Raw genomic sequence first — 24,481 nt, 5'->3', positions numbered from 1 at the left:
GGCGCCCAGGCGCCATGGGGGCCGCAGGATCTACGGCAGGGCGCCGCGCAACCACTCGTGCACGGCGGCGACGTCGGCCAGCCCGTAGCGTGCGTGGCTGGCGGTGCGGTTGCCGACCAGCACGCCATGCCCGCCCTGGCGCATGGCGGCGGCGAAGCCGGCTTCGTCGGTGAGATCGTCGCCGACGAAGATCGGGCGACGTCCTTCGAACGTCGGGGTACGCATCAACGCGAGCACCGCTCCCCCCTTGTCGTGGTCGGCGCTGACGAACTCGATGACCTGGTTGCCAGGCTGCAGGCGGACGCCTGGCAGCTGCGCCACCTGCGCCTGGGCAAAGGCGACGATGGCGCCGGCAGCCTGTGGCGCGGTACGCCAATGCAGGGCCAGCGCGCTGCCCTTGTGTTCGACCAGCATGCCGGGGTGTTGATGGGCCAGCCGCATCGCCTGCTGGTGCAGGGCATGCAGCCATTGCGCGGTGTCGCCGCCGACAACTTCGGCATCGGCGGTGGAGCGCAGCTGTGTGCCGTGCAGGCCGGCGGCGGGCAGGCGCAACGGGGACAGCAGCTGGTCCAACTGTGCGATGGGGCGGCCGCTGACCAGTGCCACCGCGCCGTGCAGGCGCTGTGCGTTCACGGCGAGCAGGTGCGGGAGGTCGTCGGCGGGCACCACCTTTTCAGGATGGTCGGCAAAGGCGACCAAGGTGCCGTCGACATCGAGGAACAGCGCGTCGTTGTCCGTCAGCGCCGGTGGAGCCGGTCGCTGGAGTTCTTCGAGCATGCGGCCACTATGCCGCAAAGGATGTTAGGGAGAGGTAATCAGGTGTGCAGCCCGAGGGGCTGGAATTTCACCCCAACCTGCCAAAGGCGCCCCGGCCCGACGATCAGGCAGCGCACACCGCACGGCCGGATGCAGGCGGGGGCGCAATCCCCGCCTGCGCCCGTGGGTCAGAACGTGTACCGCACGCGGCCGTAGTAGTACGCGCCATTGCTGCCGATCGGCGAGAGCACGTCGTAGGGCAGGTTGCCGAAGTAGTAGATGTCCTGGTTGGACTTGTCGGGGTAGTTGTCGGTCAGGTTCTGCCCGCCGATGGCCACGCTCCACTTCGGGGTGAGGCGGTATTCCACTTCCGCATCCAGCTGCCATTCGGCGCGGTAGGTCTGCGTCGGCTCGTAGCCGCCCCCGAAGTCGAACACGCGCGTGGCGCTGCCGTGCCGGCTCACGCGGCTGCTCAGCGACCAGCGGTCATTGGCCCAGCTGCCGGCCAGCTGCGCACGGGTGCGCGGGGCGGCGTCGGTCAGCGTGTTGCTTTCCTCCACGCCGAACAGCACGTAGTCCGGGTCCAGCGCGAGCAACTGCGACGGCGTGGCCACCACGTTCTTCAGCTCGGTCTTGGCGTAGCTCCAGGTGCCGGTCAGCAGCAGCTCGCCATCGCCCAGCGATTGCCGCCAGTTGGCGACGAACTCGGCGCCGCGCGTGCGGGTGTCGGCGGCATTGACGAAGTAATGCGCGCTTTCCAGTCCGCTGATGCCGAACTGCTGCTGCACGAAGGTGGTCAACGCGTCACCGGTGATGCTCTCCGACAGTGCGATGCGGTCGTCGATGTCGATCTGGAACAGGTCCAGCGACAGGTCAAAGTGGCTGCCGATCTGGCTGGTGAAGCCCAGGCTGTAGTTGATCGACTTCTCCGGCTTCAGGTCGGTGGCGCCGAGCGCGCGGGCGATCGGGTTGTTGACCGACAGCAGGCGGCCCTGCACCAGTTGGCCGCCGGCGGTGTAACCGGTGGAGGTGGACTCGTAGCCGATCTGGCTCAGCGACGGCGCGTGGAAGTTGTTGGAGATGGCACCGCGCAGCGCGAACGCCGGGGCGAACGCGTAACGCGCACCGAGCTTGCCGGTCAGTTCGCCGCCGAAGTCCTGGTAGTGCTCGTAGCGGGCGGCGATGTCGGTGGAGAACTTCTCGCCGAAGGTGGAGGACAGGCTGGTGTAGGCGCTGAACACGTCGCGCGACAGGTTGGCTTCATCCTGCGGGGTCAGCCCGCCGCCGGCCTGCGAGCCGGTGGGGCGGTCGGTGTACGGGCCGGCCGCATAGCTGGCCGGGTCGCCGGCGCCGGTCTCGTAGCGCTCGTGGCGGCCTTCGATGCCGAAGCCGAGGCTGTGGCTGTCGTTCTCGCGCACGAAGATGCGGCCCAGGTCCAGGTTGGCCACGGTCTGCTCGAAGCTGAAGTCGCCGGTCTTGAAGCGGGTCGGGCTGGTCGGGCCGAGCGAGGCGTTGAGCGAGTCGCGCAGGCGGTAGGTGAATTCATTGCGGCCATGGTCGACGCTGGCGTCGTAGTTCCACTCACCCCATTGGCCACGGGCGCCACCGACCAGCTGCACGTCCAGGTTCTCGCCTTCGGAGACCGGGCGGTAGCCGTTCGGGTAGAGCGCCTTCCAGTTGGCCTCGCCGTCCGGGTAGCGGAAGTAGTTGGCGCCTTCGGTATCGCGCTGGTTGTAGGTGCCGAAGGCATAGGCCCTGGAGGTCTCGCCGAATGGGATCTCGGTGTTGAACCAGGCGTTGATGTCCTTGCTGGCGCCGTCGCCCAGCGCGTAGTTGCGCTTGCCGGCCAGGGCCAGGTTGTCCGGGGTCTGCGCCTCCCATGGCGGAATCTGGTCGAAGCCGGCGCGGTTGGTGGCTTCGCGGTTCTTGTATTCCAGACCGACGCGCAGGAAGCCACCGTCATCGGTGAGTGCGGTGCCGACCTTGGCGCTGAAGAAGCTGGCCTGGCCGTCGGTCAGGGTGCGGTTGATCGGCTTGAGGTCGGTGTGGTGCGCACCGAAGCTGGCTTCGATGGCGCCGCCTTCCGGGGCGTCGTCCAGGATCACGTTGATCACGCCGGCCACCGCGTCCGAGCCGTACAGCGCGCCGGCGCCGTCACGCAGCACCTCGATGCGCTTGATCGCGCTGACCGGGATGGCGTTGAAGTCGACCGGGGTGGTGCCCTTGCCGATCTTGCTGTCGGTGTTGACCAGCGCCGAGTTGTGGCGGCGCTTGCCGTTGACCAGCACCAGCACCTGGTCCGGCGACAAGCCGCGCAACTGCGCGGCGCGCACGTGGTCGGCACCGCCGGAGTTGGACTGGCGCGGGAAGTTGAACGACGGCAGCAGCGCCTGCAGTGCGCTGCCCAACTCACCATTGACCACGCCGGCCTTGCGGAGGTCCTCGGCGCTGAGCACGTCCACCGGCGAGGTGGATTCGAGCACGGTGCGGTCCACCGCGCGGGTACCGGTGACGATCACCGTGTCCAGGGTGGTGGCGCTGTTCGGCGCGGCTTCCTGGGCAAAGGCGGGGGAAGACAGCGCCAGCGCGATGGCCAGGCCGAGCGGGGCCGAGGTGGGGCGGGACATGGAAACTCCGGGCAGAACGAAGGGGGAGAGGTTTTGCACTTACATCCATCCGGATGAAGCGATATATTATCTTGGCGTTAACGCGCGGCCGGTTGCAAGCCCTGGATGCCATGAGCTGATGACCGTCCGTGATATCCCCTGCGGTGCGATGGATGCCACCGTGTTGCCCTGTCCGGAGGTTTTCCATGAAGTTGCACGCCGTTGTTCTCCCCCTGTTGCTGGGCCTTGCCACCAGCGCCATCGCCGCACCGCCGGTCACCGAGCCGGCCACCGCCGCGCTGCATGGCGATGCACAGCGCCCGGCCGAGGCCGGCGGTTGGGTACGCAGCGAGCTGTATTTCGGAGTGGGCGAGGAAACCGGCCCGTCCCGGCGGGAGCAGACCGACGTGATCAGCCAGGCGCAATGGCGCGCGTTCCTGGACAAGGAAGTGACGCCGCGATTCCCCGATGGCCTGACCGTGTTCGACGCCTATGGCCAGTGGCTGTTCCGCGGGGCGGCGGAGCCGAACCGGTTGAGCACCAAGGTGCTGGTGATCCTGCACGAGGACACCCCGCAGCGGCGCAACGACATCGAGGCCATCCGCCTGGCGTGGAAGCAGGCCACCCACCACCAGTCGGTGCTGTGGGCACGGCAGCCGGTCGAGGTGTCGTTCTGATCGGTGCCGGATCGGCTAGCCTGCGCGCTGGTCCGCCTTTCGACGAGTCACCTGATGACGCCACATACCCCCGCCTCCCGCCGCTGCGCCGCCTACGGCATGCTGATTGCCGCTGGGATGCTGCTGGCGCCGCCGGCGCTGGCCGATGACAGCGAGATCCGCTTCGAGGTCACCGCCGACGTGATTGCCCATGCGCGGCTGACAGGGGAGGGCACCGTCGAGGTCGGCACCGACCGTTCATCGGCGCGGCAACTGCTGCCGGCGGCCACCGATGAGGAAGACGGGGGCACGCGGTTGGGCCATGCGGACTACAACTTCGACGGCTACCAGGACCTGGCCACCAGCGCGACGCTGGGCCAGGTCAATGAGTCCTTCACCGTATACCTGTACCAGCCGGGCAGTGGCCAGTTCCGCGCGCTGGCCGCACCCACCGGGCCGGAGGTCAGCTGCGAAGGCCTGTGGACGCTGTCACCGGATCCGGCCTCGCGCACGCTGAGCAGCAGTTGTCGCAGCGGGCCGATGTGGTACAGCGACGTGTACCGTTACCAGGGTGACCGGCTTTACCTGTACCGCTCGATGCGCGGCGCACTGGTCGAGACCAGTGGCATGTCCCGGGTGCTGTCCCTGGACAGTGCGGAAGACATGGGCATCCTGGTGGTCTGGAGTACCTGGGATGCCTCGGGCAAGCGCCTGGAGCGCGCGCTGTGGAACGCGTTCGACCCGCCGCTGGCCGACGTGCCGATGAAAGGCTGGGGTGCGTCGGTGGTGCCGGCCCGCCTGCCGCTTTACAGCCGCGCCGGTGACACCGCCACCCGGCGCTACCTGGTCAAGGGCGACCGCGTCGAGTTGCTGGACGAGGCCGATGGCTGGTTGCAGGTGCGCTACCACAATCCCGCGCGCGGTCCGATCCTGGGCTGGGTGAAAGTGCCCGACCCGGAATGAGCCACGTGTTTCCTTTCCCCCTTCCGCCGGCTGATCCAGGCCGGCCCTGCTGACGAACTCCCGCATGAATTCCCCGCATTCCTCCACCGCACGTGCCCGCTGGTTCGTGCCCGGCGACCTCAACGGCTTCTTCGGCCTGGTGGTCGACAACCTGTCCATCCTCGGCTTCATCGCGATGGCGCTGGTTGGCATCTTCCAGTTCCCCGCCGAGGTGGTGTTTGGCCGCATGTTCCCGGGCACCGCGCTGGGCGTGCTGATCGGCAACCTGATGTACACGCTGATGGCGCACCGGCTGGCCGCGCGCAGCGGCCGCGATGACGTCACCGCGATGCCGCTGGGCCTGGATGCACCGACCAGCATCGGCATGGCGCTGCTGGTGCTGGGCCCGGCCTTCGCCGGCTTCAAGCAGCAGGGCCTGGACCCGACCGCGGCGGCCCTGCTGACCTGGAAGCTGGGCATGGCCTCGCTGGTGGTGATGGGCCTGCTCAAGCTGGTGCTGTCCTTCGTTGGTGATGCGGTGACCCGGCACGTGCCGCGGGCGGCCCTGCTCGGTTCGATCGGTGGCGCCGCGCTGACCCTGCTTGGCTTCCTGCCGCTGATCGAAAGCCTGCGCCAGCCGCTGGTCGGCCTGGTCACGCTGGGCGTGCTGCTGTACGTGCTGGTCGCCCGCGGCGTGGTGCCGCTGCGCCTGCCGGGGGTGCTGTTCGCGCTGCTGGTCGGCGTGGTGCTGTACTACGGGCTGGGTTCGGCCGGTGTGCTGACCGGCTTCCAGTGGCCACCAGCGATCTCGCTGGCGGTGGCGCTGCCGCTGCCGTCGCTGGGCTTCGTCGATGGCCTGCCGCTGACCGTGCCGTACCTGTCGCTGCTGCTGCCGTTCGGCCTGTTGATGGTGGTGGGCGGCATCAACGTCGCCGAGAGCGCCCGCGCGGCCGGTGACGACTACCGCACCCGCGACGTGCTGCTGGTCGAGGCGATTGCCACGCTGGTAGCCGGCGTCTGCGGCGGCGTGGCGCAGACCACGCCCTACATCGGCCAGCCGGCCTACAAGCGGCTGGGCGCGCGCAGTGGTTACACGCTGCTGACCGGGTTGTTCATCGGCATCGGCGGCATGCTCGGCGTGGTCGCCGGGCTGGTGCAGTGGCTGCCGGTGGCGGTGCTGGCGCCGATCATCGTGTTCGTCGGCCTGGACATCACCGTGCAGGCCTTCCAGCAGACCAAGCGCGAGCATGCGATCGCGGTGGCGCTGGCGTTCCTGCCGGCCATCGCGTACCTGATCAACATCAAGTTCGGCACCTGGGTGGCGCCGGAGGCCGCCGCCGCGCTGTATGCGGCGGTGGACGGGCATGGGCTGTCGGACGTGGCCACGCTGCAGGTGCTGGGCAACGGCTTCATCATCACCGCGATGCTGTGGGCGGCGGCCTTGGTGGCCTTGATCGAGCGTCGCCCGGGCGTGGCGGTGACGCTGCTGCTGGTGGCCGCGGTGCTCAGTGCGTTCGGGGTGATCCATTCCACCGATCCGCGCGGCGGCATCTACCTGCCATGGCAGCTGGAAGGCCTGCGCCAGGCGATCACCCTGCAGGTCGCCGCCGCCTACGCGGTGCTGGCCACGGTGATCGGCTTGATGTCGCTGCAGAAGCCGCGCTGAACACGCGCGGTGGCGCCGGGGGGAACCCACCGGCGTTGCGCCGGTCACACCTTCACATGCAAGCAAGGAGGATGTGATGGAAAAGCGCAGTGCGGTGTGGCCCTGGGTGGTGTTGGGCGTGGTGGCGATCGGTGGTGTCGGCGGTTGGCTGTTCAAGGATGACCTGGCCCGTTTGCGGCCGGCAGCGCCCGCCGCCGCGACACCCCCACCGCTGGATGGACCCGCTGGCCCCTCGTCGGTGTCGTCACCTGCTCCCGGCACGGGGCCGACGTCGCCCCGTTATCCGCTGGATACCGACGTGGCGGCCGATCCCGCCCTGCCGGCCCTGGCGGACAGCGATGCCGGCGCCTGGCAGGCGCTGACAGGGGTGTTTCCCGCCGATGTACTGGCGGTGCTGCTGCGCGAGCACCTGATCCAGCGGTGGGTGGTGCACGTGGACAACCTCACCCAGCCCAGCCTGCCGGCCTCGGCGATGGCCCTGCAACCGATGCCGGGCAGCCTGCAGGTGGCACAGGGCAGCGACGGTGTCGAGCAATTGGCTGCGGCCAACGCCGAGCGTTACGCGCCCTGGGTGAAGGCTTTCACCCAGGCCGATGCGCAGTCCCTGGCGACGGCCTACGTACGCTTCTATCCGCTGGTGCAGCAGGCCTACCGCGACATCGGGCATCCCGATGGGCACTTCAACGACCGTCTGGTGGCGGTGATCGACCACCTGCTGCAGACCCCCGAGCCCTCGGGCCCGCTGGCGGTGGCGCCGGATGGCAAGGGCAAATACCGCTTCGTCGACCCGGCGCTGCAGTCGCTGTCGGTGGGGCAGAAAGCGCTGCTGCGGCTGGATGCCGGCCAGCGCAAGGCGGTGAAGCAACAGCTGCAGGCCATCCGCGTGGCGGTCACCCGCGGCTGAGCCATGCCGGGTTTGCGCTGGATCAAGGTCGGGCCAGATCGGCTGGCGATACTGGACGGGAAGCAGGCAATGGCTGAACAGGGGGTAGTCGTCACCCTTGAATCACACCGTTGCAACCGCATCTGAACCAGTATCGCCAGCGACGCTGGCCCCCTTTATTCGAGGAAGAAGACCCATGCGGATGGACAAGCTCACCTCCAACTTCCAGAAGGCGCTGTCCGACGCGCAGTCCCTGGCGGTCGGTCGCGACAACAACATCATCGAACCGGTGCACGTGCTCAGCGCGCTGCTCGACCAGCCCGGCGGCAGCAGCCGTCCGTTGCTGGCCCAGGCCGGCGTCAACGTGCCGGTACTGCGCGAGCGGCTGGCCGAGTCGCTGGAGGCGCTGCCCAAGGTGTCCGGCCAGGCCGGCAACCTGTCGATGGGCAATGACCTGAGCCGCCTGCTCAATACCACCGACAAGCTGGCCCAGCAGCACAACGACCAGTTCATCGCCAGCGAATGGTTCCTGCTGGCCGCCGTCGACGACGGTGGCGCGGCCGGCATGGCGCTGCGTGCGGCCGGTGCCGACAAGAAGAAGATCGAGGCCGCCATCGACAAGCTGCGCGGCGGCGAGACCGTGCAGAGCGAGAACGCCGAGGAACAGCGCCAGGCGCTGGAGAAGTACACCATCGACCTGACCGCGCGCGCGGAGAGCGGCAAGCTCGACCCGGTGATCGGCCGCGACGAGGAAATCCGCCGCACCATCCAGGTGCTGCAGCGCCGGACCAAGAACAACCCGGTGCTGATCGGCGAGCCCGGCGTGGGCAAGACCGCCATCGTCGAAGGCCTGGCCCAGCGCATCATCAATGACGAAGTGCCCGAAGGCCTGCGCGGCAAGCGCGTGCTGTCGCTGGACATGGGCGCGCTGATCGCCGGTGCCAAGTTTCGCGGTGAGTTCGAGGAGCGCCTGAAGGGCGTGCTCAACGACCTGGCCAAGAACGAAGGCCAGATCATCCTGTTCATCGACGAGCTGCACACCATGGTCGGTGCCGGCAAGGCCGATGGCGCGATGGATGCGGGCAACATGCTCAAGCCGGCGCTGGCGCGCGGCGAGCTGCACTGCATCGGCGCGACCACGCTGGACGAGTACCGCCAGTACATCGAGAAGGACGCCGCGCTGGAGCGCCGCTTCCAGAAGGTGCTGGTGGGCGAGCCCACGGTCGAGGACACCATCGCCATCCTGCGCGGCCTGAAGGAGCGCTACGCCGTGCACCATGGCGTGGAGATCACCGACCCGGCCATCGTTGCCGCGGCCACGCTGTCCAACCGCTACATCACCGACCGCCAGCTGCCGGACAAGGCCATCGACCTGATGGACGAGGCGGCCTCGCGCATCCGCATGGAGATCGATTCCAAGCCGGAGGAGCTGGACCGCCTGGAGCGGCGCCTGATCCAGCTCAAGATCCAGCGCGAGATGCTGAAGAAGGAGAAGGACGACGCCTCGCGCAAGCGCCTGGCCGACCTGGAAACCGACATCGACACGCTGGAACGCGAGTTCTCCGACCTCAATGAAATCTGGAAGTCGGAGAAGGCCGCATTGCAGGGCGCGACCAAGATCAAGGAGCAGGTGGAGAAGGCCAAGCTCGACCTGGAGGCCGCACAGCGCCGGCAGGATTTCGCCAAGATGAGCGAGATCCAGTACGGCGTGCTGCCCAACCTGGAGAAGCAGCTGCAGGCCGCGCAGGAAATGGAGCGCAAGGACTTCAAGCTGGTGCAGGACAAGGTCACCGACGAGGAGATCGCCGAGGTGGTCTCGCGCTGGACCGGCATTCCGGTCAGCAAGATGCTGGAGGGCGAGCGCGACAAGCTGCTGCGCATGGAAGACATGCTGCACAACCGCGTGGTTGGCCAGGAAGAGGCGATCCGCGTGGTCTCCGATGCGGTGCGCCGTTCGCGCGCGGGGCTGTCCGACCCGAACCGCCCGAGTGGTTCGTTCCTGTTCCTGGGCCCGACCGGCGTGGGCAAGACCGAGCTGACCAAGGCGCTGGCCGACTTCCTGTTCGATTCATCCGACGCGATGGTGCGCATCGACATGAGCGAGTTCATGGAGAAGCACAGCGTGTCGCGCCTGATCGGTGCGCCCCCCGGCTACGTCGGCTACGAGGAAGGTGGTTACCTGACCGAAGCGGTACGCAGGCGCCCGTACAGCGTGATCCTGCTGGACGAGGTGGAGAAGGCGCACCCGGATGTGTTCAACATCCTGTTGCAGGTGCTGGACGACGGTCGCCTGACCGACGGCCAGGGCCGCACCGTGGACTTCCGCAACACCGTCATCGTGATGACCTCGAACCTGGGCTCGCACCAGATCCAGGACATGAGCGGCGACGACAGCCCGGAGGCCTACACGCAGATGAAGGCGGCGGTGATGGGCGTGGTGCAGGCGCACTTCCGCCCGGAGTTCATCAACCGGCTGGATGACATCGTGGTGTTCCACCCGCTGGACAAGCAGCAGATCAAGCAGATCGCGCGCATCCAGATGCGTGGCCTGGAGAAGCGCCTGGCCGAGCGTGGCCTGAGGCTGGAAGTCTCCGATTCGGCGTTCGACCTGCTGGGCAACGTGGGTTTCGACCCGATCTATGGTGCGCGTCCGCTCAAGCGTGCGATCCAGGCGCAGTTGGAGAATCCGTTGGCGCAGAAGATCCTGGCCGGCGAGTTCGCCAGCGGCGACACCATCGAGGTGGAAGCCGGCGGGGCGGGGCAGCTGCAGTTCCGCAAGGGCTGAGTGTGAAGTGCCGCCCTCACCCCAGCCCCTCTCCCGCGGGCGGGAGAGGGGCTTTGAAAGCGTGATTGCAGGCAGCGTTTCATCTCGCCGTAAACGAGACCCTCTCCCGCGTGCGGGAGAGGGGTTGGGGTGAGGGCGGCATTAAAAGCAAAGCGCATCAGCTCATGCCATCGCGGCACAAGTAACCACTGCAACCGTCGCCGCCTGCGCGGCGGTGTTGGGCTAATGTCAGCAGCTCTCTATCCGGCATGAGCGCCCCGATGACCGACCCGCAGTGGAAGCCTGAAACCATCGCCGTGCATGGCGGTTATTCGCCCGACCCGACCACCCGCGCGGTTGCGGTGCCGATCTACCAGACGGTGGCCTACGCCTTCGACGACACCCAGCACGGTGCCGACCTGTTCGACCTGAAGGTCGCGGGCAACATCTACACCCGCATCATGAACCCCACCACCGATGTGCTGGAAAAGCGCATCGCTGCGCTGGAAGGGGGCGTGGGAGCGCTGGCGCTGGCTTCCGGCCAGGCCGCCATCACCTATGCGATCCAGACCATCGCCGAGGCCGGCGACAACATCCTGGCCTCCAGTGCGCTGTACGGCGGCACCTACAACCTGTTCGCGCACACGCTGCCGCAGTTCGGCATCCAGACCCGCTTCGCCGACTACCGAGATCCGCAGGCCTTCGCGGCACTGATCGACGAGCGCACCAAGGCGGTGTTCGTCGAATCGATCGGCAACCCGCGCGGCAACATCACCGACATCGAGGCCATCGCGAAGATCGCGCACGCGCACGGCGTGCCGGTGATCGTCGACAACACCGTGGCCACGCCGTACCTGCAGCGTTCGTTCGATTTCGGCGCGGACATCGTGGTGCATTCGCTGACCAAATACCTTGGCGGGCATGGCACCAGCCTGGGTGGTGCGATCGTGGATTCAGGCCGCTTCCCGTGGGCCGAGCACAAGCAGCGGTTCCCCCGGCTCAACACGCCGGACGTGAGCTACCACGGCGTGGTCTATACCGAAGCGCTGGGGCCGGCGGCCTACATCGGCCGCGCCCGCGTGGTGCCGCTGCGCAACACCGGTGCGGCGATCTCGCCGTTCAATGCGTTCCAGATCCTGCAGGGCATCGAGACGCTGGCGCTGCGCATGGACCGCATCAACAGCAATGCGCTGGCAGTGGCGGCCTACCTTCAGAAGCACGCCAAGGTGGCCTGGGTGAACTACGCCGCGCTGCCGGATCACCCGGAGCATGCGTTGGTGCAGAAGTACCTGCGCGGCCATGGCTCAGGCGTGCTGACCTTCGGTCTGCCGGGAGGCCGCGAGGCGGGGGCCCGGTTCCTCGACGCGCTGCAGTTGTTCACCCGCCTGGTGAACCTGGGCGACGCCAAGTCGCTGGCGACCCATCCGGCCTCGACCACCCACCGTCAATTGGACGAAGCCGAGCTGGAGAAGGCCGGCGTGACCTTGGATACGGTGCGGCTGTCGATCGGCATCGAGCACATCGACGACCTGCTGGCTGACCTGGAGCAGGCGTTGGCCCAAGCGTAAGGCGGGGTGTGAGGGTGGGCGACGCACTGGCGTCGTCCGCCTGCGACAAGACAGGCCTTGCCCATGAACGCAGACGGAGCGCCCGTTGCTTGGCAAACATCGGTGCAGATGGCTGGAACGTAGCCGCCTCCCCGCAGGATGGTGATTGATTTGACCGATTTGGCCGTCCGGTGCTATCTGCTGATCGAAAGCGACAGGGGGTATCTCCAGGATGAGGATTCCGGCGGGCAAGGCGGCGATGTTGGTGTTGGTGTTGGTCCTGGTGGCCGTGGCATTTCATCTGATTCGCAGGTCTGCCGTACCTGGTCCGGCGGGCGTGCTGGATGCGCGCGCACCATCAGGCGCGTCGGCTGTCGCGGTTGATGATGCGTCGTCACTGCGTGTGCCGCCGGTGGAGGCCGTGCCGACCGTGCCGCGTGCCCCGCCATCGGCTGGCTTTGATTCGCGCGAGTACGGCTTCCGCTGGAATCCCCAGGATCCCGGTGTGGCTGCCAGTGCAGAGGATGCGCGTTGGTTGGGCGCCCGTGGCTTTCCTGGGCCGGATGTCGAACGCCATCTGCTCGGCCTCCCCTTGGTAACGTTGCAGGAGTTGTCCGAGCGCGGCGATCCAGCAGCACTTGCCTTCTATGCCTATCATCTGGCGCGCAGGGGCGCACCGCGCGAGCAGGTGTTTGCCATGCTCGATGCCAGCGCGGCGTCGGGCTCGGTGTACGCGCTGAAGATGGCCGGCGACATTGCCTTCACGATGAAGGATCAGCGTGACATGGCGTTGGCTCGTGCCTATTACGGGTTGCAGGCGCGGGCCGGCGATCAGGCAGGATTGACGCAGGCCTACATGGTCGATGTGGTGCTCTCCGACGAGCAACGGTTCCGGGCGAGCCTGATCGAGGAAGACCTGTGGCGACGGATTCGGCCGACCGGCGGTCAGGAAGGCGAGGTTCGGCCGGGCTTCAAGGCATTCGTCGAACAGGGGCGGAGAGCGCCCACCATGCCCTGACGTGCCCGCGACGTGGGCCGGGTGTGGACGTGTGTTCCGGGGTCTCCCTCACCCCAACCCCTCTCCCGCCAGCGGGAGAGGGGTTGGGGTGAGGGCCGCTTTCGCGACGCAATCACCACGCAATCGTGAACCGCTTGCCCACGTGCTTGGGTGTCTCCAGTTCGTCAACCACCGCCAGGGCTAGGTCGGCGGGGCTGATGGTGCCGACGCCGTCGCCGGTGTTCAGCGGGGTGTCGCCGCCGACGCGATAGCGGCCGGTGCGTTCGGTCGGGCCGCCGCCGTGGAAGGCTACCGGCGGGCTGAGCTGGGTCCAGTCCAGCGTGGTTTCCTGCTGCAGCTCGTTGAGCGCATCGCGCGCGGCGTTGGCGCCATCGAAGATCGCGGCCGGGAAGTTCGGCGAATCCACCAGCTGCGTACCGTCCGGTGCGTATAGGCTGCCGGCGCCGCCAATCACGATGTAGCGCTTCACGCCGGCGGCCTTGGTGCCGGCGACGATGGCGCGGGTGCCGCTCATGAAATCCCGGTAGATGTCCGGGTTGCTCCAACCGGCGTTGAAGGCGCTGATGACGGCATCGTTGCCGGCCACCGCAGCCTGGACCTGGGCGGCGTCCTGGGCGTCGGCCTTGACCGTGCGCAGGTGCGGGTGGGCGGCCAGCTTCTCGGGATGGCGGGCCAGTGCGGTGACGTCATGGCCACGGGCCAGCAGTTCTTCCAGCAGGGCCTGGCCGACGAAACCGGTGGCGCCGATCAATGCGACTTTCATGGTGGGTACCTGGTGTTGTGTGGGACTGGCGACAGTGTCCTCCCGGAGCCGGGCCGGTGGCAGTCGCAAAAATCCACAACCACCTTGAAGCCATGCTTCACAATGGGCGGCAAGGAGGTGGCCGATGGACAGTTTGAAACGCATGGCCTTGTTCGCCCGGGTGGTGCAGCACGGTTCGTTGAGCGCGGCGGCGCGCTCGCTGGGGATGAGTACCTCGGCGGTCAGCCAGCAGTTGCGCGTGCTTGAGCGTGAAGCCGGGGTACCGCTGCTGCACCGCTCCACGCGGCGGTTGGCGCTGACCGATGTCGGCAGCCGCTACTACGCGGCCTGCGCGCGCCTGCTGGATGCGGCCGGCGAGGCGGAGGCGGAGTTGTCGGCGGCCCGGCAGGAGCCGGTCGGCGAACTGCGGGTGTCCGCCCCGCTGGGCATGGCCGACCAGATTGGCCCAGCGCTGGGCCAGTGGCTGCACGACAACCTGCAGCTGCGCGTGCACCTGTACTTCGACGATGGCTGGACCGACCTGCTGCAGGCGCGCATCGACGTGGCCCTGCGTTTCGGCCAGCTGCCGGACAGCGACTGGATGGCGCAGCGCATCGGCACCCTGCAGCGCTGGCCCTGCGCCGCGCCGCAATGGTTGCAGGCCCATGGCATGCCGACCGATCCACTGCAGGTGCCGGCCGGTGATTGGCTGGGGCTGGCGCAGGTGCCGGGGCTGGTCTGGCGGCATCCGGCCAGCGGCCAGGAGCGCCTGGTGCCGGCGCATCCGCGCATCGTCAGCCAGAACCAGCCGGCGGTCCGCCAGTTGTGCATGGCCGGCCTGGGCGTGGCGGTGCTGACCTGCCTGGACGTGAGCGCGCAGTTGGCCAATGGCACGCTGCAGCGCCTGTTGCCGGGGTGGGAGGTGCCGCCGCTGCCGGTGTGGGCGGTTACCCCCCATCGTCAATGCCAGCCGGCCAAGGTGAAGCAGGCCATCGCGTTGCTGGAGGCGCACCTGGCCGGTATCCCGGGGGCGGTGCCGATTGCGCAAGATCGGAAACGCCGGCGCTGAGCACGGCTGTTGGAATGGGACCACCTTCAACGGAGTTCGATCATGAAAACGCAGGCCGTCTCCCATTTGCCCCGGCTCGATCGCGTGGTTGCCTGCCTGCAGCAGGCGGTCAACGACGGTGGCCCGCTGCCGGACCTGGAAGCGCTGGCGGCGGTGGCGCATTACTCGCCGTTCCATTTCCACCGCGTCTACCGGGCGCTGACCGGTGAGACCATCGGTCGCACGGTGCAGCGGCTACGCCTGCTCAAGACCCTGCAGCGTCTTGGCCGAAGCGATGCCAGCGTCACCGAGATCGCATTGCTGGCCGGTTATGACACCCCGCAGGCACTGGCGCGGGTGCTGCGCGAAACGTTGAATGCCAGCCCCACCGAACTGCGTGCTGACCCGGGCCTGCTGGAGCGGCATGTCGCCGGGCTCTCCCGGCCCGCCAGCGGATCCACCGCGGCGGCGGCACCGCTGAGCGTGGAGGTGGTGACGCTGGAGCCGTTCGAAGTGGTTACGATGCGTGCACAAGGGGCGTTCGACGACCTGGACGGTGCGTTCGGCCTGCTGTTCGGCTGGGCGGCGGAGCAGGGGCTGGTCGAGCAGCTGCAGCAGCTGATTGGTATCCCGGTGGACGACCATCGCGAACTGCCGGTCGAAGCGTTGCGCTTCGACTGCGCGCTTGCCCTGGACGCGACGATCCCCGCCCTGCCCGAGCCGCTGCAGCTGCGACGCATGGGCGGTGGTCAATGGGCGCGACTGCGCCATGTCGGCAGCTATTCCGGGCTTGAGGAGGCAACCGACCGGTTGCTGGCGGAGTGGTTGCCGGCCAGTGGTCATGCGCTGCGCGATGTGCCGCTGCATTACCACTTTCTGGATGACCCGGAGCACACTCCCGAGGCGATCCTGCGCGCCGACATCCACCTGCCGCTGGTGGGTTGAAAGCGCGGAGGCAGGAGCGGCCTTGGCCGCGAAGCCGAGGATGCAACGGGCCGCCGTGTGGCTGCAGTTGCAGCGCTTCCATCGCAGTATGGGCAGCCAGCTTCGCGACCGAGGTCGCTTGTGTCTCCTACGGCTTGGGTCGTGAACGCAGGCCCGGGCTCACCCGGTACACCGACATTCCATCGCCCTGCTGGCGCTGGGTCAGGCGCCGAGCGTGGCCGCCGCGCCGGGGCGCAGGCTGCGATAGGGCGGGGTGGACAGGATCATCTCCGCCAGCGAGTAGGCCAGCTCGCGCTCGGCCATCACCGTGCCATCGGCGCCGTGCTCGAGCAGGTGGCGGACTTCGGCGTCGCTGTGCGCGCGTGCCAGCAGGGTCAGGTTGGGGTTGATCGCGCGCAGCTTGGCCAGTGCCTCGCCCGATTCCAGCGGCTGCGGGATCGCCAGCACCGCGATCTTGGCGCGCTCGGGATGGGCTTCGGCCAGCACGCGGTCGGAGGCCGCACTGCCACGGATGCCGGGGATGCCGGCCGCATGCGCGCGCTCGACGTGCTCGCGGTTGTCGTCGATCACCAGCACCGGCACGCCGCGGTCGCGCAGCACCTGCGCCAGCTCGCTGCCGACGCGGCCATAGCCGATGACGATGGCATGGTCGTGCAGGTCCAGCGACGGGCCCGGCGGGATGTCCGGTACTTCCGGCACCGGCGTGGTTTCCTTGTGGCGTGCCTGCCAGCGGTCGAGCAGGCCGAACACCAGCGGGTTGAGCATGATCGAGACCAGCGCGCCGGCCAGTACCAGCGACTGGCCTTCCGGCGGCAGGATCTTCAGCGCCACGCCCAGGCCGGCGATGATGAAGGCGAACTCGCCGATCTGCGCCAGCGAGGCGGAAATGGTCAGCGCGGTGCCCTTGGAATGGCCGAATGCGCGCACGATGAAGAACGCAGCCGCCGACTTGCCGAACATGATGATCAGCACGGTGGCCAGCACCTGCCAGGGATGCTCGACGATGATCATCGGGTTGAACAGCATGCCCACCGAGATGAAGAACAGCACCGCGAAGGCATCGCGCAACGGCAGCGAGTCGTGCGCGGCCTTGTGGCTGAGCTCGGACTCGTTGAGCATCATGCCGGCGAAGAACGCGCCCAGCGCGAACGACACGCCGAACAGCGCGGCCGCACCGAAGGCCACGCCCAGCGCGATGGCCAGCACGCTCAGGGTGAACAGTTCGCGCGAACCGGTGCCGGCGACCTTCTCCAGCACCCACGGGATGACCCGGCGCCCGACCACCAGCATCACCACCACGAACAGGCCCAACTGCACGAACGTCCAGCCGATCGAGCCGAGCAGCCCCATCAGCGAGGGGCTCTTGCCGCTGGCCTCCGGGCCGAACACCTCGGCGATCACCGGCATCATCACCAGGGCCAGCACGCAGGCCAGGTCTTCCACGATCAGCCAGCCCACCGCGATCTTGCCGCGCGTGGTCTCCAGCAGGCGGCGCTCCTCCATGGCCCGCAGCAGCACCACGGTGGAGGCGGTGGCCAGCGAGAAACCGAAGATCACCCCGTGCAGCACCGGCCAGCCCATCAGCGTGGCCACGCCCCAGCCGAGCAGGGTGGCGACCAGGATCTGGCCGATCGCACCGGGGATGGCGATCGTCTTGACCTCCATCAGGTCCTTCAGCGAGAAGTGCAGGCCCACCCCGAACATCAGCAGCATCACACCGATCTCGGCCAGCTGGTTGGCCAGCGCCTGGTCGGCGACGAAGCCGGGGGTGAACGGGCCGACGATGACACCTGCGATCAGATAGCCAACCAGCGGCGACAGCCGCACCTTGTTGGCCAGGGCGCCGAGCACGAAGGCGAGGCCCAGGCCGATGGCAATCATGTTGATCAGGGCGGTGTCATGGTGCATCAGGGCTCGCGGGGTCGGGTGGGGGATGCCTCGATTCTAAAGGCCGCATTGCTTTTCATGCGGCAAAGTGGATGAAAAATCTGGATTTTCTTTGTTGCGCGGATGGAAGGGTGAGCCCCGTCGCCCACAAAGGAAAATGCCCCGGTCTCCCGGGGCACCTTCCTTTCACGACGCGGGGGCGTCCTTACCAGCGGTAGCTGATGCGGCCGTAGACATAGGCGCCGTTGAAGCCGAACGGCGAGTAGTTGCTGTACGGCATCATCCCGTAGGTGGAGTTCACCAGGTTCTCGACGCGGTCCGGGTACTCGTCCAGCAGGTTGTCCGCACCGACGGTGAGCTTCCAGTTCTCGCTCGGCTTGAAGCTGGCCGAGGCGTCCACGATCCACTTGGCATCGTAGGTCTGGTCGCGGGCGGCACTGGCCGAGTTGCGCACCGTGAAGCTGCCATGGCGGGTAGCTGCCAGGCCCAGCTCCCAGCGGTCCGAGCGCCAGGTGCCGCTCAGGATCGCCTTGTCACGCGGGAAGCTGTCCTCGATGCGGCCGATCTCGTCGCGGCCGATCAGCGACTGGGTGATGCCCAGCGCCGCGAAGGCGGCCGGCGAGGCGGCGAACTTCTTCACCTCGGTCTCGTTGTAGCTGTAGGCGGCGGTCAGCTCCAGGCTGCTGGCGCTGAACGGCACGGTATAGCTGGAGACGACGTCCACGCCGCGGGTGCGGGTGTCCAGGCCGTTGGTGAAGTAGGCGAACTGGGTGACCTGCGGCAGGCCCAGGCCGGACAGCAGCGCCTGCGCGGCCGGGGTGCTGTTGATGTTGGAGGACAGGATGATGCGGTCGTCGATGTCGATCTGGTAGGCATCGACGGTCACGTACAGGCGGTCCACCGGCTGCAGCACCAGGCCGGCGCTGTAGGACGTGGACGACTCGGCCTTCAACGGCGCCGAGCCCAGCGCCCGCGCCGCGGCACTGTTGGCCGGGAACGTGCCCTTCTCGTAGAACACGCCGTCGGTGATCGAGCTGGTCACCGCCTGGTAGCTCTGCTGGGCCAGCGATGGCGCGCGGAAACCGGTGGAGGCGGTGGCGCGCAGCGCGACCTTGTCGGTGAAGGCATAGCGCGCGGACAGCTTGCCGGAGAACTTGTCGCCGAAGTCGGAGTAGTCCTCGTAGCGGCCGGTCAGGCCGGCGGAGAACTTGTCGGTGAGGTCGGCTTCAAGGCCCGCGTAGACCGCGTAGTTGTGGCGGTCGGCGTCCACTTCGTTGTTCGGCGTGAAGCCACCGAAGCCCTGCGCGCCGAACAGCGAGCCCGGGATGCCCAGGCCGCCGTCGTTGTAGGACGCCGCCTCGCCCGGCAGCTGCTTCCACTTTTCCTTGCGGTACTCAGCGCCGAAGGACAGCGTCACCGGGTACGCCAGGCCCCAGTCCAGCGCCTGGGTGAAGTCGGCGTTGAGGATGTCCTGGCTGTACTCCAGGCGGCCGTCGTAGAAGCTGGTCTGGCTGCCCGGGCCGTAGGTGTAGTTGATGCTGTTGCGGGTGTGGAAATCCAGCGTGTTCTCGCCATGGTTGGCGCTCACGTCCCAGCTGAAGCCGCCTTCGGTGCTGCCCTTGACGCCGGCCACGATCGAGCGGTCCCGGGAGTACTGGTTGATCTGCGGCGTGAAGCCGTTCGGGTACACCTGCGCCAGCAGCGCGCCCTGGTTGTTGTGGTTGGGCGAGCGGTAGAACGCGAAGGAGGTGATGTCGCGGTTGCTCAGCAGCGCGTTGGCGTAGCCGGTGACGTTGTCACTGAAATTGAAGGTGAGGTTGGCCGACACCGCGGTGGCATCCACGCGGGGGTCGCCGACGACGAAGGTCTTCTCGCCGATGTCCGGGAAGTTGCCGGTGTTCGGCGAGGTGCCCTGGTACGGGCCGGCGCGGTTGCTCTCGTCCTGCTGGCTGACCTGGCCGGCCACGTGCAGGCTGCCGCGGTCGTCGGCGAAGCCGATGCCGGCGTCGCCGGAGAGCTGGTACTTGTTGCCATCGCCGGCCGAATACTGGCCGTAGTCCACCGCCAGGCTGCCGCCGCTGCCACTGCCCTTGAGCACGATGTTGACCACGCCGGCGATGGCGTCGGAGCCATACTGGGCCGAGGCGCCGTCACGCAGCACTTCCACGCGCTCGATGGCGGCGATCGGGATGGCGTTGATGTCCACCGCCGAGGAACCACGGCCGATGGTGCCGTTGACGTTGATCTGCGCCGAGGTGTGGCGGCGCTTGCCGTTGACCAGCACCAGCACCTGGTCCGGGGACAGGCCGCGCAGCTGCGCCGGGCGGATGCCGCTGGTGCCGTCGGTCAGCGCCGGGCGCGGGAAGTTCAGCGAGGGCAGGGCGCGCGACAGCGCGGTGGCCAGCTCCGAGGTGCCGGTGGACTGCAGGGCCTCGGGGGTGATGATGTCGATGGGCGATTGCGACTCGGCGACGGTGCGGTCGGCCACGCGGGTACCGGTGACGATCACGGTGTCCAGGGTCTGGGCGCCGGACTGGGCGAGGGCGGGCAGGGCCGGGGTGGACAGGGCGATTGCGACGGCGATGGCGAGCGTACTGGACTTGCGGTTCATCAGATTGCAGCTCCGATTGTGGGGGCGGCGCCGGGCGAAAGGTGATGCGTTTCGCGGATCTCTGCGGTGCGCCATTAACGGATTAACCAAAAATTTACCTCGTGTCAAACCGTTTCGCCGCGTCTAAATCGTTGCTTTTGAAAGCAATATTGGATCGGGTGACAGACATCTGACCGGGCAAGTACCGGTTCCCCATGCGCGCGGAAGGGTGCAATGCGGCAATGGGAAGTGAGTCAAGTATTCGTTAACGCTAGAATCGCGTCGCAGGAATGTTCCTTACGTCTACATTCCTTTTCGTTATAACGGACCCCCTCATGATTGCCCTTCGTAATTTCGCCCTCCGCCGGGGCGAGCGCCTGCTGTTGTCCAACGTCGACCTCACCCTGCATGCCGGCTACCGCGTCGGTGTGGTGGGCCGCAACGGTGCCGGCAAATCCAGCCTGTTTGCCGCCGTGCGCGGCGAGCTGGAAGCCGACAAGGGCGACGTGTCGCTGCCGGGCAAGATCCGCATCGCCGACGTGGCGCAGGAAACCCCGGCGCTGCCCGACCGGGCCATCGACTTCGTACTGGGTGGCGATGACGTGGTGGCCGCGGTGCTGGCCGAGGAAGCGGCCGCCGCCGAGCGCGAGGACTGGGAAGCGGTGGCCAATGCCCACCAGAAGATGGCCGAGCTGGGCGCCTATGACGCGGAGGCACGCGCCGGCAAGCTGCTGCACGGCCTGGGCTTCCCGGCCGAGACCCACAACCGTCCGGTGGCGGCGTTCTCCGGTGGCTGGCGCGCACGCCTGAACCTGGCCCGCGCGCTGATGATGCCCAGCGACCTGCTGCTGCTCGACGAACCCACCAACCACCTGGACCTGGACGCGGTGTACTGGCTGGAGCAGTGGCTGCTCAAGTACCCGGGCACGCTGCTGCTGATCTCGCATGACCGCGAGTTCCTGGACAACGTGGCCACCCACACCCTGCACCTGCATGGCGGCAGCGCCAAGCTGTACGTGGGCGGTTACACCGACTTCGAGCGCCAGCGCGCCGAGCACCTGCGCCAGCAGCAGATCGCGCACGAGAAGGAACAGGCCGAGCGTGCCCACCTGCAGAGCTTCATCGACCGCTTCAAGGCGCAGGCCAGCAAGGCCACCCAGGCGCAGAGCCGCATGAAGCGCCTGGCCAAGATGGCCGGCACCGAGGCGGTGCGCGCCGAGCGCGAGTTCCGCATCGAGTTCTCCGAGCCGGCCAAGCTGCCGTTCTCGCTGATCCGCCTGAACCACGTCAACGCCGGCTATGGCGACGATGCGGTGATCCTGAAGGACGTGGGCTTCGGCCTGGAGGCCGGCCAGCGCGTGGGCCTGCTCGGGCCGAACGGCGCCGGCAAGACCACGCTGGTGAAGACCCTGGTGGGCGACCTGTCGCCGCTGGCCGGCGAGCGCAGCGCGCACCCGGACATGAAGATCGGCTACTTCGCCCAGCACACGGTCGAGTCGCTGCACGAAGGGGCCACGCCGATGGACCACTTCCGCGATATCGACCCGGACGGCGTGAACCAGAACTTCCGCGACTTCCTGGGCAAGTGGAATTTCCCGGGTGACCGCGCCTTCGAGCCGGTGGACGGGTTCTCCGGCGGTGAACGTGCACGCCTGGCACTGGCGCTGATCGCCTGGCAGCAGCCCAACGTGCTGCTGCTCGACGAGCCGACCAACCACCTGGACCTGGAAATGCGCGAGGCGCTGGCCGAAGCGCTGAGCATCTTCGAAGGCGCGATCGTGATGGTCTCGCACGACCGCCACCTGATCGGCCTGGTCTGCGACACCTTCTGGCGCGTGGCCGACGGCGTGGTCGAGCCGTTCGCCGGTGACCTGGACGAGTACGCCGCATGGCTGCGTACCCGTGCCAGCGCGCAGGGCTCACGCAACAAGTCCGACCGCGTCGAGAAGGCACCTGCACCGGCCCCGGTGCAGCAGGTGGCCCCGGCCAAGCCGGCGACGGCGAAGAAGCCGGTCAACCCGCACAAGCTGGAAGCGGCCGAGAAGAAGGTGGAGCAGTTGGGCGCATCGTTGGCCGACGTCGACCGCCAGCTCGCCGACCCGGCCAACTACGCCGATGCGGCGAAGATGGGCAAGCTCGGCGGCGAACGCGAGGTGTTGGCGCAGCAGCTCGAACAAGCCGAGGCCGCCTGGATGGAACTGCTGGGCGACTGACCCAGTGCGAGCGGGCTGGGCCGCGACGCCGATGGAATAAAGGCGTTCCCGGCAACTGCAACAGCCAAAGCCAAAGCCGACCCCTCCCCAGCCCTCCCCTTGGCTGCGCCAAAGGGAGGGGGCGGTTCATGCGATCTGGCAGCGCGCCGCCAAGCCCGCTCTTGCCCCCTCCCTTTGGCGCAGCCAAGGGGAGGGCTGGGGAGGGGGAGCTTCTGCTCCCGTTCCCTGCTTCCTGCTTCTGCTCCCGTCACGCCGCCCAAGGCCAGCCACCGGCCTAACCCCCTTCCTGCCCCACCAACCACAACCGGAACCGCTTCATCGCCTCCCGCTCCTCGCGCGAGCGCAGCCGCGTCAACCAATAGCGGCCAAGTTCCAACGTCTGTGCGAACGGCTGCACCAGCCGCCCCTCGGCCAGTTCCTGCTCGAACATGCGCAGCGGCAACAAGGCCACGCCGGCACCCGCGACCGCGGCGCTGGCCAGGGTCAGCGAGGAGTCGAACATCGGCCCGCGGGCTTCCACGCCACTGACACCGGCCGCCTGCAACCAGCGCGGCCACTCATCGCCGCGGTACGAACGCAGCAACGGTACGTTGGCCAGGTCGCGCGCACGCTTGAGCCGGCGCGCCAGCGCCGGGGCGCAGGCCGGTGCGAACGGGGCATCGACGATGGCCGTGCAGTCCTGGCCCTGCCAGTCGCCGTCGCCGAAGCGGATCGCGAAATCCAGGCCTTCGCCAGCCAGATCGATACGGTTGTTGTGGGTCTGCACGCGCAGTTCGATGTCCGGATGCGCGGTCTCGAAATCGACCAGCCGCGGCAGCAGCCAGCCGGTGGCGAAGGTTCCGACCACGCCCACCGTCAGTACTTCGCGGAAGCGACCGCCGACGAAGCGGTCCAGTGCGATCGCCATGCGGTCGAAGGCCTCGGTCAGCACCGGGTACAGCGCCGCACCCTCGTCGGTCAGTGCCACCCCGCGCGGCAGGCGATGGAACAGGCTGACCTGCAGGCGGTCTTCCAGTGTCCGGATCTGGTGGCTCAACGCGGCCTGGCTGACGCACAGTTCCAGCGCCGCACGGGTGAAGTTGAGGTGCCGGGCCGCCGCCTCGAAGGCACGCAGGGCATTGAGCGGGAGCTGGGGGCGGATCATGGCAGCCATAACGCGTGATGATGGACGGGGGCATTATTCCGCTTCCCGCGATCCGTTTTTGCCTATTGCTACAAATTTATCTAATGGCTCCCGATGATTATTCGCGCTGGTGGCGAGGGGGCGGGTTTCCAATACTCACGGCCACCCATTGCCAAGGAGCGTCCGCATGCTTGCCCGCCGCCAATTCCTGAAGTTCGGAGGTGCCGCCCTGCTCAGCAGCGTGGCCATGCCTGCGCTGGCGCGCCTTGGGGCGGGCGCCGGCGCGACGCCGGCGGGCGATGACTTCGCGGCGCTGGAGGCGCTCAGTGGCGGCCGGCTCGGCGTATGCCTGTGGAATCCGGACAGCGGCGTGCGCATCGGTCACCGCATGGATGAGCGCTTCCCGATGTGCAGCACCTTCAAGTTCCTGTTGTCGGCAGCGGTGCTGCATGCCGCCGACCAGGGGCAGCTGTCGCTGGACCGGCGCGTGCCGGTGCGCGCGCAGGACATCCTCAGCAACTCGCCGGGCACCGAGCGCCATGTCGGCAAGGACATGACCGTGCGTGACCTGTGCCGGACCACGATGATCGTCAGCGACAACGCGGCGGCCAACCTGTTGCTGCCGCTGGTCGGCGAGCCGGCCGGGCTGACCGCGTTCCTGCGCGCGCAGGGCGATGCGGTGACCGTCACCGCACGCTACGAGCCGGAAGCCAATCGCTTCGCACCGGACGATCCGCGTGACACCACCAGCCCGGCGGCGATGGCCGCCAACCTGCAGCGGTTCGTGCTCGGTGATGCGCTCGGCGCCGCTGCGCGCCAGCAGCTGGCGGACTGGCTGATCGACAACGAAACCGGCGATGCCCGCCTGCGGGCCGGCCTGCCCGAAGGCTGGCGGGTCGGTGACAAGACCGGCAGCAACGGCAGGGACACCACCAACGACATCGCCGTGCTGTGGCCAACCGCGGGCGGTTCACCGTGGATCCTGGCCAGCTACCTGCAGGGTTCTGCACTGGACGATGACGGCCGCAATGGCATCCTGCGTCGCGTGGGGGAGCTTGCTGGCGCCCGCCTGCGCTGACGGGTTCGTCGCGGGGC

General features: G+C 67.9%; 17 protein-coding genes. 11 read left to right on the top strand and 6 right to left on the bottom strand.

Going from position 1 to position 24,481, the window contains the following annotated elements:
* Positions 1-30: 30 nt before the first annotated feature.
* Entirely contained in the window at positions 31-777 is a 747-nt protein-coding gene (gene otsB / locus AC06FE_RS04455; RefSeq protein WP_132865363.1) for a trehalose-phosphatase, read from the bottom strand.
* Positions 778-944: 167 nt separating this feature from the next.
* A complete protein-coding gene (locus AC06FE_RS04450) occupies positions 945-3,383 on the bottom strand; it encodes a TonB-dependent receptor plug domain-containing protein (protein ID WP_478072338.1) in 2,439 nt (812 codons plus the stop codon).
* Between the two features lie 185 nt (positions 3,384-3,568).
* Here AC06FE_RS04450 and AC06FE_RS04445 point away from each other — a divergent pair, with 185 nt between their 5' ends.
* From AC06FE_RS04445 to AC06FE_RS04415, 7 genes are all read left to right on the top strand, one after another.
* Positions 3,569-4,039 carry a DUF3574 domain-containing protein gene (locus AC06FE_RS04445; RefSeq protein ID WP_478072337.1) on the top strand — a complete coding sequence of 157 codons (471 nt, stop codon included), beginning with the start codon at positions 3,569-3,571 and terminating at the stop codon, positions 4,037-4,039.
* 54 nt (positions 4,040-4,093) lie between these two features.
* The gene (locus AC06FE_RS04440) at positions 4,094-4,981 is read left to right on the top strand and encodes an XAC2610-related protein (protein WP_478072336.1); all 888 of its coding nucleotides are present in this window, start codon (positions 4,094-4,096) and stop codon (positions 4,979-4,981) included.
* Between the two features lie 64 nt (positions 4,982-5,045).
* Positions 5,046-6,626, top strand: coding sequence for a hypothetical protein (locus AC06FE_RS04435; RefSeq protein ID WP_478072335.1), 1,581 nt, complete (start codon positions 5,046-5,048; stop codon positions 6,624-6,626).
* Between the two features lie 76 nt (positions 6,627-6,702).
* Entirely contained in the window at positions 6,703-7,530 is an 828-nt protein-coding gene (locus tag AC06FE_RS04430; RefSeq protein WP_478072334.1) for a DUF3014 domain-containing protein, read from the top strand.
* Positions 7,531-7,705: 175 nt separating this feature from the next.
* Positions 7,706-10,294 carry an ATP-dependent chaperone ClpB gene (gene clpB / locus AC06FE_RS04425; protein ID WP_132865357.1) on the top strand — a complete coding sequence of 863 codons (2,589 nt, stop codon included), beginning with the start codon at positions 7,706-7,708 and terminating at the stop codon, positions 10,292-10,294.
* Between the two features lie 260 nt (positions 10,295-10,554).
* Complete coding sequence (locus AC06FE_RS04420; RefSeq protein WP_478072333.1) at positions 10,555-11,841, top strand: O-acetylhomoserine aminocarboxypropyltransferase/cysteine synthase family protein; 1,287 nt, start codon at positions 10,555-10,557, stop codon at positions 11,839-11,841.
* 211 nt (positions 11,842-12,052) lie between these two features.
* The gene (locus AC06FE_RS04415) at positions 12,053-12,838 is read left to right on the top strand and encodes a hypothetical protein (RefSeq protein WP_478072332.1); all 786 of its coding nucleotides are present in this window, start codon (positions 12,053-12,055) and stop codon (positions 12,836-12,838) included.
* 112 nt (positions 12,839-12,950) lie between these two features.
* Here AC06FE_RS04415 and AC06FE_RS04410 read toward each other — a convergent pair whose 3' ends face one another.
* Positions 12,951-13,601 (bottom strand): NAD(P)-dependent oxidoreductase, encoded by a 651-nt coding sequence (locus AC06FE_RS04410; protein ID WP_192287440.1) that lies wholly within the window; start codon positions 13,599-13,601, stop codon positions 12,951-12,953.
* Between the two features lie 124 nt (positions 13,602-13,725).
* Here AC06FE_RS04410 and AC06FE_RS04405 point away from each other — a divergent pair, with 124 nt between their 5' ends.
* Positions 13,726-14,649, top strand: a complete 924-nt coding sequence (locus AC06FE_RS04405) for a LysR family transcriptional regulator (protein WP_478072331.1) — start codon at positions 13,726-13,728, stop codon at positions 14,647-14,649.
* Positions 14,650-14,691: 42 nt separating this feature from the next.
* Positions 14,692-15,573 (top strand): AraC family transcriptional regulator, encoded by an 882-nt coding sequence (locus AC06FE_RS04400; protein WP_478072330.1) that lies wholly within the window; start codon positions 14,692-14,694, stop codon positions 15,571-15,573.
* Between the two features lie 201 nt (positions 15,574-15,774).
* Here the strand turns inward: AC06FE_RS04400 and ybaL are convergent, their stop codons facing one another.
* Positions 15,775-17,481, bottom strand: coding sequence for a YbaL family putative K(+) efflux transporter (gene ybaL, locus AC06FE_RS04395; RefSeq protein ID WP_478072329.1), 1,707 nt, complete (start codon positions 17,479-17,481; stop codon positions 15,775-15,777).
* Positions 17,482-17,665: 184 nt separating this feature from the next.
* On the bottom strand, positions 17,666-20,071 hold the full coding sequence (locus tag AC06FE_RS04390; RefSeq protein ID WP_192287437.1) for a TonB-dependent receptor plug domain-containing protein: 2,406 nt from the start codon (positions 20,069-20,071) through the stop codon (positions 17,666-17,668).
* A gap of 314 nt (positions 20,072-20,385) precedes the next feature.
* Between AC06FE_RS04390 and AC06FE_RS04385 the strand changes: the two genes are divergently transcribed.
* A complete protein-coding gene (locus AC06FE_RS04385) occupies positions 20,386-22,263 on the top strand; it encodes an ABC-F family ATP-binding cassette domain-containing protein (protein WP_478072328.1) in 1,878 nt (625 codons plus the stop codon).
* 274 nt (positions 22,264-22,537) lie between these two features.
* Here the strand turns inward: AC06FE_RS04385 and AC06FE_RS04380 are convergent, their stop codons facing one another.
* Positions 22,538-23,407, bottom strand: coding sequence for a LysR family transcriptional regulator (locus AC06FE_RS04380; RefSeq protein ID WP_478072327.1), 870 nt, complete (start codon positions 23,405-23,407; stop codon positions 22,538-22,540).
* Between the two features lie 166 nt (positions 23,408-23,573).
* Here AC06FE_RS04380 and blaCESS point away from each other — a divergent pair, with 166 nt between their 5' ends.
* Positions 23,574-24,464 carry a CESS family extended-spectrum class A beta-lactamase gene (blaCESS, locus tag AC06FE_RS04375; protein WP_478072326.1) on the top strand — a complete coding sequence of 297 codons (891 nt, stop codon included), beginning with the start codon at positions 23,574-23,576 and terminating at the stop codon, positions 24,462-24,464.
* The last annotated feature ends 17 nt before the right edge of the window (positions 24,465-24,481 follow it).

Source organism: Stenotrophomonas sp. Steno-C18, from assembly GCF_056393195.1.
Note: the sequence above shows the minus strand (reverse complement) of the source record. Positions and strands in the feature narration are given on the sequence as shown.